This is a genomic window from Caulobacter sp. CCUG 60055 (assembly GCF_022750545.1).
GTDB lineage: Bacteria > Pseudomonadota > Alphaproteobacteria > Caulobacterales > Caulobacteraceae > PUIC01.
In genome coordinates this window covers 11,461-29,645 of record NZ_PUIC01000003.1, presented here as the reverse complement: position 1 = coordinate 29,645, position 18,185 = coordinate 11,461, and the positions used below count along the sequence as shown (strand labels likewise).

At 72.0% G+C, this 18,185-nt stretch carries 11 protein-coding genes; 5 read left to right on the top strand and 6 right to left on the bottom strand.

Going from position 1 to position 18,185, the window contains the following annotated elements; genetic code table 11:
* Positions 1–112 precede the first annotated feature (112 nt).
* Both C5708_RS05190 and pbpC read left to right on the top strand, forming a co-directional pair.
* The gene (locus tag C5708_RS05190; protein WP_242918589.1) at positions 113–5,212 is read left to right on the top strand and encodes an alpha-2-macroglobulin; all 5,100 of its coding nucleotides are present in this window, start codon (positions 113–115) and stop codon (positions 5,210–5,212) included.
* A gap of 67 nt (positions 5,213–5,279) precedes the next feature.
* Positions 5,280–7,316 carry a penicillin-binding protein 1C gene (gene pbpC, locus C5708_RS05185; protein WP_242918587.1) on the top strand — a complete coding sequence of 679 codons (2,037 nt, stop codon included), beginning with the start codon at positions 5,280–5,282 and terminating at the stop codon, positions 7,314–7,316.
* A gap of 21 nt (positions 7,317–7,337) precedes the next feature.
* Here the strand turns inward: pbpC and C5708_RS05180 are convergent, their stop codons facing one another.
* From C5708_RS05180 to C5708_RS05170, 3 genes are all read right to left on the bottom strand, one after another.
* Positions 7,338–7,961, bottom strand: a complete 624-nt coding sequence (locus tag C5708_RS05180; RefSeq protein WP_242918585.1) for a carbonic anhydrase — start codon at positions 7,959–7,961, stop codon at positions 7,338–7,340.
* 94 nt (positions 7,962–8,055) lie between these two features.
* A complete protein-coding gene (maiA, locus tag C5708_RS05175; protein ID WP_242918583.1) occupies positions 8,056–8,697 on the bottom strand; it encodes a maleylacetoacetate isomerase in 642 nt (213 codons plus the stop codon).
* A 23-nt stretch (positions 8,698–8,720) separates the two neighbouring features.
* Positions 8,721–9,416 (bottom strand): fumarylacetoacetate hydrolase family protein, encoded by a 696-nt coding sequence (locus C5708_RS05170; protein WP_242918581.1) that lies wholly within the window; start codon positions 9,414–9,416, stop codon positions 8,721–8,723.
* Positions 9,417–9,587: 171 nt separating this feature from the next.
* Here C5708_RS05170 and C5708_RS05165 point away from each other — a divergent pair, with 171 nt between their 5' ends.
* Together C5708_RS05165 and C5708_RS05160 are read left to right on the top strand one after the other, a co-directional pair.
* Entirely contained in the window at positions 9,588–10,496 is a 909-nt protein-coding gene (locus tag C5708_RS05165; protein WP_242918580.1) for an ABC transporter ATP-binding protein, read from the top strand.
* Between the two features lie 2 nt (positions 10,497–10,498).
* A complete protein-coding gene (locus tag C5708_RS05160) occupies positions 10,499–14,092 on the top strand; it encodes a M1 family aminopeptidase (RefSeq protein WP_242918578.1) in 3,594 nt (1,197 codons plus the stop codon).
* Between the two features lie 45 nt (positions 14,093–14,137).
* On the opposite strand, the gene C5708_RS05155 is transcribed toward C5708_RS05160, so the two are convergent.
* Entirely contained in the window at positions 14,138–14,737 is a 600-nt protein-coding gene (locus C5708_RS05155) for a DUF4142 domain-containing protein (protein WP_242918576.1), read from the bottom strand.
* Between the two features lie 114 nt (positions 14,738–14,851).
* On the opposite strand from C5708_RS05155, the gene C5708_RS05150 reads away from it, so the two are divergent.
* A complete protein-coding gene (locus tag C5708_RS05150; protein ID WP_242918574.1) occupies positions 14,852–16,057 on the top strand; it encodes a CaiB/BaiF CoA-transferase family protein in 1,206 nt (401 codons plus the stop codon).
* A 15-nt stretch (positions 16,058–16,072) separates the two neighbouring features.
* On the opposite strand, the gene C5708_RS05145 is transcribed toward C5708_RS05150, so the two are convergent.
* On the bottom strand, positions 16,073–16,285 hold the full coding sequence (locus tag C5708_RS05145) for a hypothetical protein (RefSeq protein ID WP_242918572.1): 213 nt from the start codon (positions 16,283–16,285) through the stop codon (positions 16,073–16,075).
* 37 nt (positions 16,286–16,322) lie between these two features.
* A complete protein-coding gene (locus tag C5708_RS05140) occupies positions 16,323–17,948 on the bottom strand; it encodes an HWE histidine kinase domain-containing protein (protein WP_242918570.1) in 1,626 nt (541 codons plus the stop codon).
* Between the last annotated feature and the right edge of the window lie 237 nt (positions 17,949–18,185).

Genomic DNA, 18,185 nt, shown 5'->3' with positions numbered 1-18,185 from the left:
GGAGCGCGGAACGGAACAGCGGCGGACGCATTGACCCCGCACGGGGCTTGCGCTTCCATCCAGGAGCGAGCCCCGCGCAGGCGTTCGCGCGCGGGGCGACAAGGAGGGGCGCATGACCGACGGGACGCCGAACGAGCCGCAATCCGCCCCGCCGCCGTCCCCGCCGCCCGCCGCCCGCAAGGGCTCCTGGCTGACCCGCGCCGTCGGAATCGCCGCGGCGGGCGCGCTCGTCGTCGGCTTCGGCGGCGGCGTGCTGACCGCCCAGACCGTCGGCAAGCTGTTCCCGCACCGGGGCGGAGAGGCCTCGGCCCAGGCCGACAAAGGCTTTTCCTGGCCGCTGTTCGGCAAGCCGCGCGCGGCCGGGGCCCGCCGCGCCGGTCCGGCCAAGCCCGAAGGGTTCGCGGTGTGGAAGAGCCGCCTCGACACCTCGGGCGCCGCTCCCGCCGCCTGCATCCAGTTGAGCCGCGACCTCGACCCCGGCAAGTCCTACGCCGACTATGTGCTGGTCTCGCCGGACCTCGGCCGCACCCCAGCCGTCAGCGTCAGGAACGACGAGCTGTGCGTCGCCGGCATCGGTTTCGCCGACCGCCGCATCACCCTGCTCAAGGGCCTGCCGGCCAAGGGCGGCGAGACCCTGGAGGCCAACGCCGACGTCGATTTCACCTTCGGCGAGAAGCCGCCCTATGTGGGTTTCGCCGGCAACGGCGTCGTCCTGCCGCGCGAGGATTCCGACGGCGTCGGCATCGAGACCGTCAACGTCCAGAAGCTGGCCATCGAGGTCTGGCGCGTGCCCGACCGCAACCTGGTGCGCAAGTCCATCGCCGCGCCCGACCCGACCGGCGAGGGCCAGTACGCCGACGACTACGGCGAGGACAGTCCCAACGACGAGGGCCGCGTGGTCTGGAAGGGCGAGGTCGCGGTCAAGGGCGACGCCGGCCAGCGCGTGACCACCGTCTTCCCCCTGGGCGCCGTGCTCAAGGAGATGAAGCCGGGCGGCTATGTCATCAAGGCGCGCGACGCCTCGGGCGGCCGCGACCTGAAGAAGGACAAGGACCACGACAGCTACGACCCCAATCCGCCGGCCCAGGCGCGGCGTTGGGTGATCTTCACCGACATGGCCCTGGTCTCCTACACCGGCTCCGAGGCGCTGGACGTCACGGTGCGTTCGCTGAAGACCGCCAAGTCGCTGGCCGGCGTGCGCGTGGCCCTGGTGGCCAAGAACGGCGAGGACCTGGCCGAGGGCCGGACCGACGCCGCCGGCCGCGTGCGCTTCCTGCATCCGCTGCTGGAAGGCGAGGGGGCGGGCGCGGCCAAGATGCTGATGGCCTATGGACCGCAGGGCGACCTGGCGGTGCTCGATCTCGACCGCTCGCCCGTCGACCTGTCCAAGCAGGGCGTCGGCGGCCGGGCCGACCCCAACGCCTCCGGCGCGACCACGGCCGGCCGCACGGTGGCCACCGACATCGACGGCTATCTCTACGCCGACCGGGGCATCTATCGTCCGGGCGAGACCGTGCACCTGGTGGCCATGGTCCGCGACCGCGAGGCGCGCAGCGTCGAGGGCCGCAAGGGCGAGCTGGTGGTGCTGCGCCCTTCGGGCGTGGAGTTCAAACGCTTCGCCTTCGACAAGGCCCCGGCCGGCGCGGTCGCCCAGGACGTCGCCCTGCCCAAGAGCGCCCCGCGCGGCCGCTGGACCGCCAAGCTGCGCTTCGAGGGCGTCGAGCAGGACGCCGGCGCGCTGAGCTTCTCGGTCGAGGACTTCGCGCCGCAGCGGCTGGCGGTGACCGCCGTCGGCCAGGCCGACCGGCCGGTGGCCGCCGGCGAGACGCGCATCGTCGACGTCACGGCCCGTTTCCTCTACGGGGCGCCGGGCGCGGGGCTGCAGACCCAGGGCGAGGCCCGCCTGCGCGTCGATCCCAACCCATTTCCTCAGTATAAGGATTATCGTTTCGGCGACGAGCAGACCCCCTTCGAGGAAAAGCTGGTCGAGCTGTCGGCCACCGTCACCGACGGGGCCGGCCACGCCGCCCTGGCCGTCGATTCCAGTCAGGGCGCCGGCGCCAGCCAGCCCCTGGTCGCCGCCGTCACCGCCTCGGTGTTCGAGCCGGGCGGCCGGCCGGTGCGCGAGGGCCTGACGCTGAAGGTGCGGCCGAAGCCGCTCTATCTGGGGGTCAAGGTCGATCCCGGCGACGGCGGCGGCTTCGGCGCGCGCAACCAGTCGCCGACCAATATCGACATCATCGCCGTCGACGCCGCCGGCCGTCGCGTCGCCGCCGCCGGGGTGAGCTGGACCCTGATCACCGAGAACTGGGACTACGACTGGTTCCAGCAGAACGGCCGCTGGCAATGGCGGCGCACCAGCCGCGACGTCGTCGCCGCCAAGGGGTCTGGCGACGTCGCGGCGGGCGCGGCGTTGCGCTACGCGCGCCGGCTGGGCTGGGGCGACTATCGCCTCGTGGTCGAGGGGCCGGACGGCGCCAAGACCGTGACCCGGTTCTCGGCCGGCTGGGGCGCGCCGGCGCGCGAGGGCGAGAGCCCCGACGTCGTGCGCGTCAGCGCCGGCACGCGGAGCTACGCCCAGGGCGACACCGTCGAGCTGACGCTCAAGGCGCCCTACGCCGGCGAGGCGCAGGTCGCCGTCGCCACCGACCGCCTGATCGACTTCAAGACCCTGAGCGTCGGCAAGGACGGCGCCAGCCTGAAGCTGAAGACCTCGGCCGCCTGGGGCGGCGGGGCCTATGTGCTGGTCAGCGTCATCCAGCCGCGCGACCCGGCGTCCTCGCCCAAGCCCCGACGGGCGCTGGGCCTGGTCTATGTTCCGCTCGACCCCAAGAACCGCAAGCTGACCGTCGATCTCGGCACGCCGGTCAAGCTGGACTCCAAGGCGCCGGTGTCGGTGCCGGTGGCGGTGCACGGCCTAGGCCTGGGCCAGCGGGCCCACGTCACCATCGCCGCCGTCGACGAGGGCGTGCTGCGGCTGACCAAGCAGGACAGCCCCGACCCGGCCAAGTGGTACTTCGGCAAGAAGGCGCTGACCGTCGACTACCGCGACGACTACGGCCGCCTGCTCGATCCCAATCTCGGCCCGCCGGCCAACGTCAATTTCGGGGCCGACGAGATCGGCGGCGAGGGCCTGACCGTCACGCCGATCAAGACGGTGGCCCTGTGGTCGGGGGTGGTCGAGACCGGCCTCGACGGCAAGACGACGGTGAAGCTGCCGGCGGCCGACTTCAACGGCGAGCTGCGGGTGATGGCCGTGGCCTGGACCGACGCCGCCGTCGGCTCGGCCTCCAAGCCGATGACCGTGCGCCAGCCGGTGGTCGCCGACCTCAACCTGCCGCGGTTCCTGGCCCCGGGCGACAAGGCGGTGGCCACGCTCGAACTGCACAACCTCGAAGGCAAGGTCGGCGACTATGTCGCCGAGATCGCCGGCGGCGGCGGGGTGCTGGCGCCGTTCAAGAAGCTGTTCCACCTGCTGCTGGGCCAGCGCGTGGCCGAGCACGCGCCCCTGAACGCGCCCACCGTGGCCGGGATCGGCCAGGTGGCCTTCAAGGTCACCGGGCCGGGCTTCTCGACCAGCAAGGACTATCCGATCCAGACCCGGCTGGGCTGGGGCCCGGTCACCCGCACCGTCACCGAGCTGCAGGGGGCGGGACAGGCGTTCACGCCCTCGCCGGAGCTGATGCGCGGCCTCGCCGCCGGCAGCGTCACGCTGCAGGTCAGCTATTCGCCGTTCAAGGGCTTCGACCCCGGCGCCGTGGCCCTGGCGCTCAACCGCTATCCCTACGGCTGCACCGAGCAGCTGGTCTCGACGGCCTATCCGCTGCTCTACGCCGCCGAGATGGCGTCGGACGCCAAGGTGCGGCGCTCGACCGTCGGCCTCAACGAGGCGGTGGGCAAGCTGCTCGACCGCCAGACCCTCGACGGCGCCTTCGGCCTGTGGCGGGTGGGCGACGGCGAGGCCGACCCCTGGCTGGGCGCCTTCGCCACCGACTTCCTGATCGAGGCCCGCAACCAGGGCGCGCCGGTGCCCGACGGGGCCGTCGATCGGGCCCTGGCGGCCATGCGCCAGGTCTCGCGGCCGGAGGGCTGGGCCTCGGTGTCCTATCGCCTGGAATCGCCGCGCGGCTGGTGGCGCACCGACGACGAGGCCAAGAAGGCGACGGCCCGCCTGCGCAGCCGCGCCTCGGCCTATGCGCTCTACGTGCTGGCCAAGGGCGGACGCGGCGACCTCGCCCGGCTGCGCTGGTGGCACGACGTGCAGATGAAGAACGAGTCCTCGCCGCTCGCCCGCGCCCAGATCGGCGCCGGCCTGGCCCTGATGGGCGACAAGGCCCGCGCCCGCGACAGCCTGCGCCAGGCGGTCGAGGCCCTGGGCTATCGCGACGAGGTCGACTGGTACCAGAGCCCGCTGCGCGACCTCGCCGCCGTCATCGCCCTGGCCTACGAGGCCGGCGCGCCCGACCTCGCCCGGCCGCTGCAGAGCCGGCTGGACGGCGCCGTGCGCGACCCGGACCAGCTGAACACCCAGGAGCAGGCCCGCCTGCTGCAGGCCGCCCACGCCATGCTCAAGGCGGCCGGGCCGGTCAAGATCCAGGCCCAGGGCGACCTTATCGGCCTGTCGGCCACCGCCGGCGCGCCGCGCTGGGCGGTGGGCAAGCTGGCCTCGGCCCGCTTCGTCAACGCCGGCGGCGGCGGCCTGTGGCGCACGGTGACGGTGGCGGGCGTGCCCCTCGCCGCGCCGGCGGCCGAGGCCCAGGGCCTGACCGTGGCCAAGAGCCTGTGGACCATGACCGGCCAGCCGGCCGACCCGGCCAAGCTGCGCCAGGGCGACCGGGTGATCGTCCGCGTCTCCGGCGTGTCGCGCCAGGGCCGCTCGATGATGCTGGTGGTCGACGACCCCCTGCCGGCCGGCTTCGAGATCGAGACCACCCTGGGCCCCGACGACGCCCAGCCGGCCAGCGGCTCCGGCGGCGGCCCGTTCAGGTTCCTCGGCGTGCTGACCAGCCCCAGCATCCAGGAAAGCCGCGACGACCGCTATGTCGCGGCCATGACCCTGGACGGCGGCAAGCCGTTCTCGTTCGCCTATGTCGCCCGCGCGGTGACCCCCGGCGACTTCTTCCTGCCCGGGACCCAGGCCAAGGACATGTACCGGCCCCAGGTCTTCGCGCGCTCGGCCGGCGGGCGCGCGGCCATCGCGACGGGGCCGTGAGCGGGCCGGGCATAGGGTGAGGGCGTTTCGGGCGTTCAAGAGGCTGGGCGGCGGCCCGCGCGGGGCCATGCGGCTGTTGGTCTTCGGCCTGATCGGGCTGGTGGCGCTCGAGGCCGCGGCGATCGGGCTGGACGCGGCCTTCCCGGTCGACATGGGCAAGGCGCGGCGCTCGTCGCCGGTGGCGCTCGACCGCCGCGGCGGCTGGCTGCGCGCCCTGCCGGTCGAGGCCGGGCGCTGGCGCATCCGCGCCGACCTCGACCGCACCGACCCGATATTCCTAAGGCGGCTGGTCGCCGTGGAGGACGCCCGCTTCTGGGTCCATCCCGGCATCGATCCCCTGGCGGTGCTACGCGCCGGCGCCCGGGCGGCGGCCACCGGCCGCGTGCGCTCGGGGGCCTCGACCCTGAGCATGCAGACCGCCCGCCTCCTGGAGCCGCGCCCCAGGACGCTGGCCGCCAAGCTGATCGAGATGGTCCGGGCCGCCCAGCTGGAGGCCCACCTGTCCAAGCGGCAGATCCTGGCCCTGTACCTGACCCTGGCGCCCTACGGCGGCAATCTGGAGGGCGTGCGCGCCGCCAGCCTGGCCTATTTCGGCCACGAGCCCGAGACCTTGACCGACGGCGAGCAGGCGCTGCTGATCGCCTTGCCGCAGTCGCCCGAGGCGCGCCGGCCCGATCGTCGGCCGGAGGCCGCGCGCCGGGGCCGCCAGGCGGTGCTCGACAAGCTGGTCCGCGCCCGCGTCCTCACCGAATCCCAGGCGGCCGAGGCCCAGTCCGAGGCCCTGCCGCGACGGCTGGGCTTCCCGGCCCGGGCCTGGCACGTCGCCGGCGAGCTGGCGGCGAACGCCCCGGCGGGCCAGGCCAGCGTGGTGGCGACCCTCGACGGCGCCCTGCAGGCGCGGCTCGAGCCTCTGGCCGCCGAGACGGCCCGGGCCCAGGGCGAGCAGGTCTCGGCCGCGATCCTGGTGGTCGAGATCCGCAACCGCGCGGTGCGGGCCGCCGTCGGTTCGGCCGGGCTGCAGCGGCCGGGCGGCTGGGTGGACATGACCCGGGCCCTGCGCTCGCCCGGCTCGGCCCTCAAGCCGTTCATCTACGCCTTCGCCTTCGACGACGGGGTGGCGGCCCCCGACACCCAGATCGACGACGCCGCCCGCCGCTTTGGCGACTACCAGCCCGAGAACTTCGACCACGTCTTCCACGGCAAGGTCACCGCCCGCGAGGCGCTGACCTATTCGCTGAACGTGCCGGCGGTGGCCACGCTGGAGAAGATCGGCGCCGACGCCTTCCAGGCGCGGCTGGAGGCCGGCGGCGCGCGGCTGGTGCGGCCGGCCGGTCCGGCCCAGGACGCGGGCCTGGCCCTGGCCCTGGGCGGCGAGGGGATCACCCTGCGCGACGTCGCCTTGCTCTACGCCGCCCTCGGCGACGGCGGCGTCGCCAAGCCCCTGGCCTGGACCGAGGCCGAGGCGGCGCGCCGGCCGGGACAGGGCGGCGTGCGGCTGATGCGCGCCGACACCGCCGCCCAGATCCTCGACATCCTGCGCGAGGCGCCGGCGCCGCGCGGGCGGGCGCCCTCGGCCCTGACCCAGCGGGGGCCGCGCATGGCCTTCAAGACCGGCACCTCATACGGCTTCCGCGACGCCGTGGCGGCCGGCGTGGTCGGCGGCTATGCGGTGGTGGTCTGGACGGGCCGGGCCGACGGCGGCGCGCGAGGCGGGCTGACCGGCCGCGACGCGGCCCTGCCGCTGCTGTTCGACGCCGCCGACGCCATCGACGCGCCGGTCTCGGCGCCGCGCCCCATCGCCCCCAAGGCCGCGCCCGAGGGCCTGCGCACCCTCGAGAGGGCGGTCTCCGAGGGGCCGCGCCTGATTTTCCCGCCCGACGGCGCGGCGGTGCAGGTCGACGCCCTGGGCCCCCGCTCGCGCGGGCTGGTGCTGGCGGCCAGCGGCGAGGGGCTGCGCTGGTACGTCGACGGCCGGCCCCTGGCGGCCGACCCCTTGAGCGGGCGCGTGGTCTGGCGGCCGGCGACGGCCGGCTTCTACCGCTTGGTCGTGGTCGACGAGCAGGGGCGCAAGGCCGCCGCCAAGGTGCGGGTCAGGGGCGGCTGAGCCGCCCGCCCGGCCTTTGGATCAGCCGCGCGGCCAGACCCGGCGGAAATCCTCGACCCCGGCGATGGTCACGCCCTGGTCGGTGACCAGCCCGTCGGCCAGCGAATAGACCCAGGCGTGGACCGCCAGCTCCTGGCCCCGCGCCCAGGCGTCCTGGACGAAGACGTCCGAGGCGACGTTCTTGACCTGGCGGATGACGTTCAGCTCGACCAGCCGGTCGTGGCGCGGCTTGCCTTCGGCCAGGGCCTCCAGTTCGTCGCGGTGCTCGGCGTAGACTTCCCGGATCGGGTGCAGCCAGTGGTCGACCAGGCCGCGCCGCTGGCCGTCGACCGCCGCCGCCACGCCGCCGCAGCCATAGTGGCCGACGACCATGATGTGCTTGATCTTCAGCACCTCGACGGCGAACTGCAGCACCGACAGGTAGTTGGCGTCCTGCGGCGGCGCCAGGTTGGCGACGTTGCGGTGCACGAACAGCTCGCCCGGGTCGAGGCCGACGATCTCGTTGGCCGGAACCCGGCTGTCGGAGCAGCCGATCCACAGGTATTCGGGGCTCTGCTGCTTTTCCAGGCGACGGAAGAATTCGGGGTCGACCTGGGTCTTGCCTCGCGACCAGGCCCGGTTGTTGTCGATCAGGTCCTTCAGCATCGAAGCCTCCTCACGCCGCAACTGGCGGGGTTAGACCGGAAAGCGGGCGCGGCCGCAACCGTGTCCGTGGCGGCGCGCCTTCGCCGCGAGGATTTCAGCCGGCGTCCGGCTGGCGGTCGGGACGGGCCGCCGCGAAGGCCGGGTGCCCCCCCGCCTGCTCGGCGACGGCGCGGATGCGGGGATAGGGCGACAGGTCGACCTCGAAGCGCTCGGCCGAATAGACCTGCGGGATCAGGCAGCAGTCGGCCAGGGTCGGCGCATCGCCATAGGCCCAGCCGCGGCCGTGCCGGCCGATCAACGCCTCGAGCGCGGAAAAGCCGTCGCCGATCCAGCGGGCCGTCCAGGCCTTGACCTGATCCTCGCCCGCGCCGAGGTCGTTCTTCAGCGTCTGCAGGATGCGCAGGTTGTTCAGCGGATGGATGTCGCAGGCGACCAGGGCGGCCATGGCGCGGACATGGGCGCGGCCGACCGCGTCGGCCGGCAGCAGGGGCGGCGTCGGATGCGCCTCCTCCAGCCATTCGAGGATGGCCGGGCTCTGGGTCAGCACCGCCCCGTCGATCTCCAGGGCCGGCACCAGGCCCTGCGGGTTCAGGGCGCGGTAGGCGTCCGACTTCTGCTCGCCCGCGCGCAGGTCGACCGGCGCGGTCTCATAGGCCAGGCCCTTGAGATTGAGGGCGATGCGCGTGCGGTAGGAGGTGCCCGAGCGCCAATAGGCGTGGAGGATCGGAACGGACATGGCGGGCCCTTGGCGTTGGCGGTTCAGCCGATGACGAACTTCAAGGCGCCGACGCCGTCGATCCCGCCCTCGACCTTGTCGCCGCGGACCAGGGGGCCGACGCCTTCCGGCGTGCCGGTGAAGATCAGGTCGCCGGCCTCCAGCCGCCACAGGCGCGAGGCCTGGGCGATGGTCTCGGCGACGGACCAGATCATGTCGGCGACGGCGGCGTCCTGGCGCACCTGTCCGTTCACGGACAGCCAGATCCGGCCGGAAGGCGGCGCGCCCTCGGCCGGCCGGATGACGCCGAGGGGCGCGGAGGCGTCGAAGCCCTTGGCCGCGTCCCACGGCTGGCCCTTGGCCTTGAACCCGGCCTGCAGGTCGCGGCGGGTCAGGTCGACGCCGACGGCGTAACCGAACACCAGCTTCAGCGCCTCGTCGGGCGAGAGGTCCTGGCCGCCCGCGCCGAGGGCGGCGACCAGCTCGATCTCGTGATGCAGGTCGGCCGTCGCCGACGGGTAGGCCACCGTCCCGCAGTCGCCGGCGTCGTCGGCGGCGACCACGGCGTCGGCCGGCTTGGCGAAGAAGAACGGCGGCTCGCGGTCGTCGCCGCCCATCTCGCGGCGGTGGGCGGCGTAGTTGCGTCCGACGCACAGCACCCGGCGGACGGGGAAGCGCGCCGGCGTTCCGGCGACGGGCGCGGCGACGGGCGGGCGAGGCGGCAGCACGAACTGGGTCATGGCCGCGAGGCTTACTGCGGTTTCCGGCGCTGGGGAACACCCGGCGCCGCGCCGGACGCTTGGTCGCGCCCTTCTTGATCGATCTAACCGTTCTTTCACTTGCCCCGGCGGCGTCGATCATGCTTTCGAGGCGACGGGGGTTTGCAGAGTTCCGGGGGGAAGGACGCGGCCATGTTGATCATCGAGAGCCTGACGCACGTTTATCCAAACGGCGTAAAGGCGCTGGACGATGTCGATCTGACCATTCCACGCGGCATGTTCGGCCTTCTGGGGCCGAACGGCGCGGGCAAGTCGACCTTGATGCGCACCGTCGCCACGCTGCAGAGGCCGACGTCCGGCTTCGTGCGTTTCGACGACATCGACGTGATCAAGCAGCCCGAGGCGCTGCGCCGCACGCTGGGCTACCTGCCGCAGGACTTCGGCGTCTATCCGCGCATCTCGGCCTACGACATGCTCGACCACATGGCGGTGCTGAAGGGCGTCGCCGATCCCCGGGCGCGCAAGGACACCGTCGAGGCCCTGCTCTATCAGGTCAACCTGTGGGACGTGCGCGGCAAGGCGCTGGCCGGGTTCTCCGGCGGCATGCGCCAGCGTTTCGGCGTCGCCCAGGCCCTGATCGGCGATCCCCGCCTGATCATCGTCGACGAGCCGACCGCCGGCCTCGACCCCGAGGAGCGCAACCGCTTCCTCAACCTGCTGGCCGAGATCGGCGAGAACGTGGTGGTGATCCTGTCGACCCATATCGTCGAGGACGTCGCCGACCTGTGCCCCAGCATGGCGATCATCTGCGACGGCCGCATCGTGCGCCAGGGCGCGCCGGCGGCGCTGATGGAGGCCCTGCGCGGCCGCGTGTGGATGAAGGCCATCGAGAAGGCCGATCTCGAGGCGTGCAAGGCCCGTTACGACGTGATCTCCACCCGGCTGTTCTCGGGCCGCACGGTGATCCACGTCCTGGCCGATTCCGATCCGGGCGAGGGCTTCATCCGCGCGCGGGGCGGCCTGGAGGACGTCTATTTCTCGACCCTGTCGGCGACGCGCCGGCGTGTCGAGCGGCCCGCCGACGCGGTCGGGGCCGCCTGAGGATGTTCGGCAAGATCGCGGGCTTCGAGTTCCGCTACCAGATCCGTCAACCGATCTTCTGGATCGTGATGATGGTGTGCTTCCTGATGACCTTCGGGTCGGTGACGGTCGACCAGATCCGTATCGGCGACCTTGGGCCCAACGACTTCCGCAACGGCCCGTTCGCCCAGATCCAGACCATGCTCTTCGTGGCCGTGTTCTACATGTTCGTGACCACGGCCTTCGTCGCCAACGTGGTGGTGCGCGACGACGACACCGGTTTCAGCGCCATCATCCGCACCACGCGGGTCCGCAAGTTCGACTATCTCTACGGTCGCTTCCTCGGCGCCTTCGCCGCCGCCGCCCTGTCGTTCGTGGCGGTTCCCGCAGCCATCCTGGCCGGCTCGCTGATGCCGTGGGTCGACCGGGAACTGATCGGCCCGTTCGTGGCCGCGCACTATCTCTACGCCTATTTCGTCGTCGCCCTGCCGCCGCTGTTCCTGACCTCGACGGTGTTCTTCGCGCTGGCCACCCTCACCCGCTCGATGATGTGGACCTATGTCGGGGTCATCGGCTTCCTGGTGCTGTGGCTGGTCGCCACCTTGACGTTCGCCAAGCCCGAACTCGACCACATCACGGCGATCTGGGAGCCGTTCGGCGTCGGCGCCTTCTCGGACGCCACCAAGTACTGGACCGCCAACGAGCGCAATCACCTGTTGCCGCCGCTTGTGGGTCCGGCGCTGTGGAACAAGGCCCTGTGGCTGACGGTGTCGGGCGCGGCCCTGGCCCTGGCCTATGTCATCTTCCGTTTCGACGACGTGCGCCTGTCGGGACGCCGTCGCAAGGCCGCCAAGCTGGCGGCCCTGGCCGAGCCCCGGCCGGCGGCTGTCCCGCTGGGACGCCTGCCCCGGCCGCGTTTCAACCTGGCGACGACGGCGACCCAGGTCTGGGCGCGCGCGCGGCTGGACATGGCCCAGGTGTTCTTCAGCCCGGCCTATGGCGTGATGCTGGCCTTCGGCCTGTTCAACGTGCTGACCGAACTTTGGGTCTCGGTGGACATGGCGGCCTATGGCGGGGCGGTCCACCCGGTGACCCGGATGATGATCGCCGCCCTGGGGACGTCGTTCACCTTCTTCGCCTTGATCATCGCCGTGTTCTACGCCGGCGAACTGGTCTGGCGCGAGCGCGACAAGGGGACCAGCGAACTGATCGACGTCACGGCGACGCCGACTTGGGCCTTCGTCCTGCCCAAGATCCTGGCGATCGCCCTGGTGCTGGTCTCGACCCTGGGGGTGAGCGTCGTGGCCGCCGTCGGCCTTCAGGCCGTCAAGGGCTATTTCCACTTCGAGCTTGGCAAGTACCTCGTCTGGTACGTGCTGCCGCAGGCGGTCGACTTCCTGCTGATCGCCGTGCTGGCGGTGTTCATCCAGGCGCTCAGCCCGCACAAGTTCTTCGGCTGGGGTCTGATGATCCTGTTCGTGATCTCGCTGTTCGTCCTGCCGGGCCTCGGACTGGAGCATCGCCTTTACCGCTACGCCGGCTCGCCGCCGATCCCCCTGTCCGACATGAACGGCCAGGGGCGCTTCTGGATCGGAGCGGCCTGGTTCCAGGTCTATTGGAGCGCCTTCGCCGTGGTGCTGACGGTGCTGGCCTACGGCCTGTGGCCGCGCGGCATGGAGACCCGGCTGAGGCCGCGCCTGCGGGTCCTGCCACGCCGCCTGGCCGGCCCGTCCGGCATGGTCGGCGGGGCCGCCCTGGCGGCGATGGCGGCGGTCGGGGTGTTCATCTTCGTCAACACCAACATCTGGAACGAGTATCGCACCGTCCAGGACAACGAACGCTGGCAGGCGGACATGGAGAAGGCGCTGCTGCCGTTCGAGAACCGTCCCCAGCCGACGGTCACCGCGGTCAAGCTGGACGTCGACATCCGCCCGCGCCAGCCGCGCATCGTCACCAAGGGCGTCTATGTCATCGAGAACCGCACCGGCGCGCCGCTGCGCGAGATCCATCTGCGCTTCGACCGCGGCCTCGACGTCAGCGCCCTGACCGTGCAGGGCGCCTGGCCCAAGAAGACCTACGACCGCTTCAACTATCGCATCTTCGCCTTCGACATGCCGATGCTGCCGGGCGAGAAGCGCACCCTGTCGTTCCAGACCGAGCGCGCCCAGAAGGGCTTCGTCAACGGCCGCCCGTGGCTGCGGGTGGTGGACAACGGCACGTTCATCGACGATTCCGAGATCGCCCCCGCGCTCGGCATGGACCGCAACGGCCTGCTGCAGGATCGCACCAAGCGGCGCAAATACGGTCTTCCGGCCGAGCTGCGCATGGCCCCGCTCGGCGACCCGGCCATGCGCGCCTACAACTATCTGCGCCACGATTCCGACTGGGTCGACGCCGACATCACCGTGACCACCGACGCCGACCAGACGCCCATCGCCCCGGGCGCGCGCGTCTCGGAGACGGTCAAGGGCGGCCGCCGCACGGCGCGCTTCGTCAGCGACGCGCCGATCATGCACGGCTTCTCGCTGCAGTCGGCCCGCTACGCCGTGCGGCGAGAGACCTACAAGGGCGTCGACCTGGCCGTGCACTACCACCCGGCCCACGCCTGGAACGTGTCGCGCATGATCGACGCGGCCAAGGCGGCGCTGGACTATTGCAGCGCCAATTTCAGCCCCTACCAGTTCCGCCAGCTGCGCTTCGTCGAGTTCCCGGTGACGGCCGGCGAGTTCGCCCAGTCCTTCGCCAACACGGTGCCCTGGTCCGAGGGGATGGGCTTCATCGCCGACTACAAGGACCCCGAGAAGATCGACATGGTCACTTATGTCGGGGCCCACGAGATCGCCCACCAGTGGTGGGCCCACCAGGTGGTCGGCGCCGACGAACAGGGCGCGACCATGCTGTCGGAGACCCTGGCGCAGTATTCGGCGCTGATGGTCATGAAGCGCCTCTACGGCCCGGACATGATCCGCAAGTTCCTCAAGTACGAACTGGATGGCTATCTGCGCGCGCGGGGGGGCGAGGCGATCGAGGAGCTGCCGCTCGACCGGGTCGAGAACCAGCCCTACATCCATTACCGCAAGGGCTCGCTGGTGATGTACCGGCTGGCCGACGAGATCGGCGAGGAGGCGGTGAACCGCGCCTTGCGCAAGTTCCTCGACGCCTACGCCTTCAAGGGCGCGCCGTATCCGACCTCGGCCGATCTGGTGGCGCTGCTGCGGGCCGAGGCGCCGGCCGACAAGCAGCAGCTGATCACCGACCTGTTCGACAAGATCACCCTCTACGACCTGCGGGCCTCGCGGGCGCGGGTCGCCCGACGCCCCGACGGCCGCTTCGACGTCGCCGTCACCGTGGTCGCGCGCAAGCTCTACGCCGACGGGCGCGGCAAGGAGGTCGAGGCGCCGCTGTCCGAGGCGATCGACATCGGCGTGTTCGACGCCGAACCCGGCAAGAAGGCCTTCTCCAAGCGCAACGTCCTGGCCCTCCAGCGGCAGGTGCTGCACAGCGGCGAACAGACCATGGTGGTGACGGTGGACCACCCGCCGCGCTTCGCCGGCGTCGATCCCTACAACAAGCTGATCGACCGCAATTCCAACGACAACGTCATCAGGACCGACTGACGCCCGGCGGCCGGGCCGCGAGGCGTCGGGCCGGCCGTTTCGGCGCTATTTGAGGCCGTCCTTGAGGCCCTTGGCCAGGCTCAGATGGTTCTGGATCGTCGGCGCGGTTTCGGCGGCGAAACTCTTGAGCTGGGCGACCGTCCCGTCGTTGGCGTAGCGTTGGAAGAGGTTCAGGGCCGCCTGGTGCGCATCGACCTGGCCGTCGACATAGACCTTGTCGAAGGCCTTGGCGTCGGCCTTGTTCAGCTCGTCGACCTTGCCCTGAAGGTCGTCGGGCAGGGCGGCGGGCAGGGTGATCGCTTGGCCGGACGCGGCGATCGCCTTCTTCAGGCCCTCGGTGGTCTTGACGTGGGCGTCGATCATCATGCGGGCGAACTTCTTCACCTCGGCGTTGTTCGCGCGCGTCAGCGCGATCTTGCTCGCCTGGATCTCGTAGAGGTCGCCGGCGGCGGCCTTGGCCACGAAATCGGGTGCGGCGGCCTCGTTGGACGGTGTTGGGATGGTGGCGGCGGGATTGGCGTCCGGCTGCTGGGCAGCTTGGGGCGCGCCGCCGTCCGCCGGGTTCGAAGTCTCCGCCTTCTTGCCGCAGGCGGCGAGGGAAAGGGCGAGGACGCCGACACCGGCGATAAGGACTGCATGTTTCATGAAGCGTCTCCTGAATGGCGTTGACAGCTTTGGACCTGCGCTCCAAGCGAGGCCTGTGGACGCAAGAACCTCACGCCGACGTGAACGGTTCCAGGCTTGCGGAGGAGGACGCGGATGAGCGAGGCCGCCGAAGGGCCCCTGGCGGGCCTGCGGGTGATCGAGATGGGCACGCTGATCGCCGGCCCGTTCTGCGGCCAGATTCTCGGCGATTTCGGCGCCGAGGTCATCAAGCTCGAAGATCCCGGCAAGGGCGACCCGATGCGCCAGTGGGGCCGCACCAAGCCCAAGGGGCACTCGCCCTGGTGGCCGGTGATCGGCCGCAACAAGAAGTCCGTCACCCTCGACCTGCGCGCGCCCGAGGGCCAGCGGATCGCCAAGCGCCTGATCGCCGGGGCCGACGTGGTGGTCGAGAACTTCCGCCCCGGCACGCTGGAGAAATGGGGCATGGGCTACGAGGCCCTGGCCGCCGACAATCCCGGCCTGGTCATGGCCCGCGTCTCCGGCTTCGGCCAGACCGGCCCCTACGCCCAGCGCGCCGGCTACGCCCTGATCGGCGAGGCGATGGGGGGCCTGCGCCACATCACCGGCGAGCCCGACCGGCCGCCGGCGCGGGCGGGGATCTCCATCGGCGACAGCCTGGCGGCCACCTATGCGGCGCTGGGGGTGATGATGGCCCTGCACGCGCGCGAACGGACCGGCCGGGGCCAGGTGGTCGACGCGGCCATCTATGAGAGCGTGCTGATGGTCATGGAGAACCTGATCACCGAATACGGCCTGACCGGCTACGTGCGCGAGCGGTCGGGGGCGGTGCTGCCCGGCATCGCGCCCTCCAACGCCTATCCGACCGCCGGCGGCGAGATGGTGGTGATCGGCGCCAACCAGGACACCGTGTTCAGGCGGCTGGCCGAGGCGATGGGCCAGCCCGGCCTGGCCGACGACGCCCGGTTCGCCACCCACGGCGCGCGGGGCGAGCGCCAGGCCGAACTCGACGCCCTGATCGCCGACTGGACCGGCGGCCAATCGACCGAGGCGGTGTTGGCGCTGATGGAGACGCACGGCGTGCCCGCCGGCCGGGTCTATCGCGCGCCCGACATGCTGGACGACCCGCAGTTCCAGGCCCGCGAGGCCATCGTCGAGACGCCGCACCCGGTGTTCGGCAGCGTCAAGATGCAGAACGCCTTTCCCAAGCTCTCGGCGACGCCGGGCCGGGTGCGCTGGCCGGGACCGGCCCTGGGCGAGCACACCGAGGCGGTGCTGGCCGGCGTCCTCGGCCTCTCGCCGGACGAGATCGCCGGCCTGAAGGCGCGCGGGGTGGTCTGATCGTTCGCCGGGCGCTCAGGCGCGGCCGGTGATCTCGGCCAGGGCGGCGGCCACCTGGGTGACGTCGTAGGGCTTGCGGATGACCGGGGCGTCGAAGCCTTCCGGCACGCCGGGCGCGCCGTCGCGGTTGTCGCCGTAGCCGGTGGCGAAGATGAAAGGCACCTTGCGGGCGGCCAGGGCCTCGGCCACCGGCCGCACCGAGGCGCCGTTGAGGTTGGCGTCCAGCACCGCCGCGTCGATCGGCTGGTCGACCAGCTTGAGCGCCTCACTGACCTCGGCCGCCTGGCCGACGATCGCCGCGCCGGCCTCGCTGAGCCCGGCGCTCAGTTCCAGCGCCAGCAGAAGGGCGTCCTCGACGATGAGGATGCGCAGGCCGTCGACGCGCGCGGCGGCGTCGCCCTGGGCCGGCTCGTACGGGACGCCGGCCTCGGCCAGCTGCGGCGCGGCGGGCGCGGCCTCGACCGGCGCGGCCAGGGCCGAGGCCCCGGCCCGCAGCGTGGCCCGCACGCCGGTGGCGGTGAAGTCCAGCCGCACCTCGCCGCCCAGCACGCGGGGTGACCTGGTCGAGCAGGGTGGAGCCGAACCCCCGGCGGGACGGCGGCGTCACGGTCGGGCCGCCGTGCTCGCTCCACACCAGCTCGAAATCGCCTTGCGCGCCCAGCCGCCAGCGCACGTTGACCTGGCCGTGGTCGACGGACAGGGCCCCGTACTTCATGGCGTTGGCGGCCAGTTCGTGCAGGGCCAGCGACAGGGCGTTGGCCGCCTGCGGCGTCAGGCTGACCGGCGGCCCGTCCCAGCGCGCCTGGCCGGGGACCAGGCCGCCCAGTTCGGCGGCGACGATGTCGCCGACGGCCGCCCCGCGCCAGCGGGTGGCCACCAGCAGCTCGTGCGCCGAGGCCATGGCCTTGAGGCGGCCGGTGAAGGTCTTCAGAAACCCCTCGATCGAGCCGGCCTTGCGCGCCGACTGGGCGGCCAGCGACTGCACCGCCGCCAGCACGTTCTTGACCCGGTGGTCGAGCTCGGCGACCAGCACCTCGCGCTGGGTCTCGGCCGCCTTGCGTTCGGCGATGTGGGTGCCGGTCATCACCAGGAAGTCGACCTCGCCGTCGTCGTCGAGGATCGGCGTCACCTGCACGTCGATCGGCACGATGCGGCCGTTGAAGCTGCGCAGGTCGGCGTCGAAGCGGACGGTCTCGCCGGCGCGGGCCTGGGCCACCGCCTCGCGGATGGCCGCCGCCATCGCCGGGTCGTAGGCCCAGCGCTCGGTCTCCCAGATCAGCCGGTTGTCCAGTTCGCCCTGGCCGGACACCTCCTTGACCCGCAGGTTGCTCTCGATCACCCGGCCTTCGGGGGTCAGCATGGTGGCCAGCCCGCTCATGCCGTCGACCAGGCGACGGATACGCCGGGCGTCGGCCTCGCGCAGCAGCTCGTCGACGGCGATGGCGGCGAGGTCGAGCAGGGCCTGGCGGTCGGCCTCGGTGGGCGCGGGGCGGGGCTCGACGTCGCTGACGCCCAGCACGCCGATCGCCTCGCCGGTGCGCGTCTTCAACGGCGCGAAGGCGCAGTAGCGCACGTCGGTGGTCGTCTCGCCCAGGCGGGCGGCGTAGCGGGGATCGGCGCGGATGTCGCCGCTGAAGATCGGCTCGCCCAGGGCGACCGTCAGGTCCGAGACGGTGCCGGCCTTGGGCCAGGAGACCAGATCCTCGACCCCGTAGGCCGAGCGCACCCAGATGGTCTCGTCGTCGAGCAGGGTGATGGTCGCCCGCGGCGCCCGCAGCGTCAGGGCCGCCAGCCGGACGATTCGGTCGAGCCGAGGATCGGGCGCGCCGCTGAGCACGCGCATCTCGCGCAGGGCCTTGATACGTCGGCCTTCTTCGCCTGGGTCCGTCAAGCGCGGAGCCTTGTCCACCGTTCACACTCGATCCACCATAGCGCGCGTCGCGGACAAAGGTAGCGCTTCGCGTCAAATGGGGCGCACGCGGACGCTTCGCGGTCACGATAACTTAAAATCCAACCGTCATGAGCGGGCTTGGGCGCGAGTGAAAACACGCTATGGTGGCCCGCGACGCTGGAACCTTGGGCGCCGGCGTCGCGTTGATCGCTCGTCCCACACGCCGCATGACCGCGC

Excerpts from the sequence above, each read along its gene's own strand:
- C5708_RS05170 (WP_242918581.1), bottom strand. The coding sequence starts at position 9,416 with ATGACCCAGTTCGTGCTGCCGCCTCGCCCGCCCGTCGCCGCGCCCGTC.
- maiA (WP_242918583.1), bottom strand. The coding sequence starts at position 8,697 with ATGTCCGTTCCGATCCTCCACGCCTATTGGCGCTCGGGCACCTCCTAC.
- pbpC (WP_242918587.1), top strand. The coding sequence starts at position 5,280 with ATGCGGCTGTTGGTCTTCGGCCTGATCGGGCTGGTGGCGCTCGAGGCC.
- C5708_RS05180 (WP_242918585.1), bottom strand. The coding sequence starts at position 7,961 with ATGCTGAAGGACCTGATCGACAACAACCGGGCCTGGTCGCGAGGCAAG.
- C5708_RS05150 (WP_242918574.1), top strand. The coding sequence starts at position 14,852 with ATGAGCGAGGCCGCCGAAGGGCCCCTGGCGGGCCTGCGGGTGATCGAG.
- C5708_RS05155 (WP_242918576.1), bottom strand. The coding sequence starts at position 14,737 with ATGAAACATGCAGTCCTTATCGCCGGTGTCGGCGTCCTCGCCCTTTCC.
- C5708_RS05165 (WP_242918580.1), top strand. The coding sequence starts at position 9,588 with ATGTTGATCATCGAGAGCCTGACGCACGTTTATCCAAACGGCGTAAAG.
- C5708_RS05160 (WP_242918578.1), top strand. The coding sequence starts at position 10,499 with ATGTTCGGCAAGATCGCGGGCTTCGAGTTCCGCTACCAGATCCGTCAA.
- C5708_RS05190 (WP_242918589.1), top strand. The coding sequence starts at position 113 with ATGACCGACGGGACGCCGAACGAGCCGCAATCCGCCCCGCCGCCGTCC.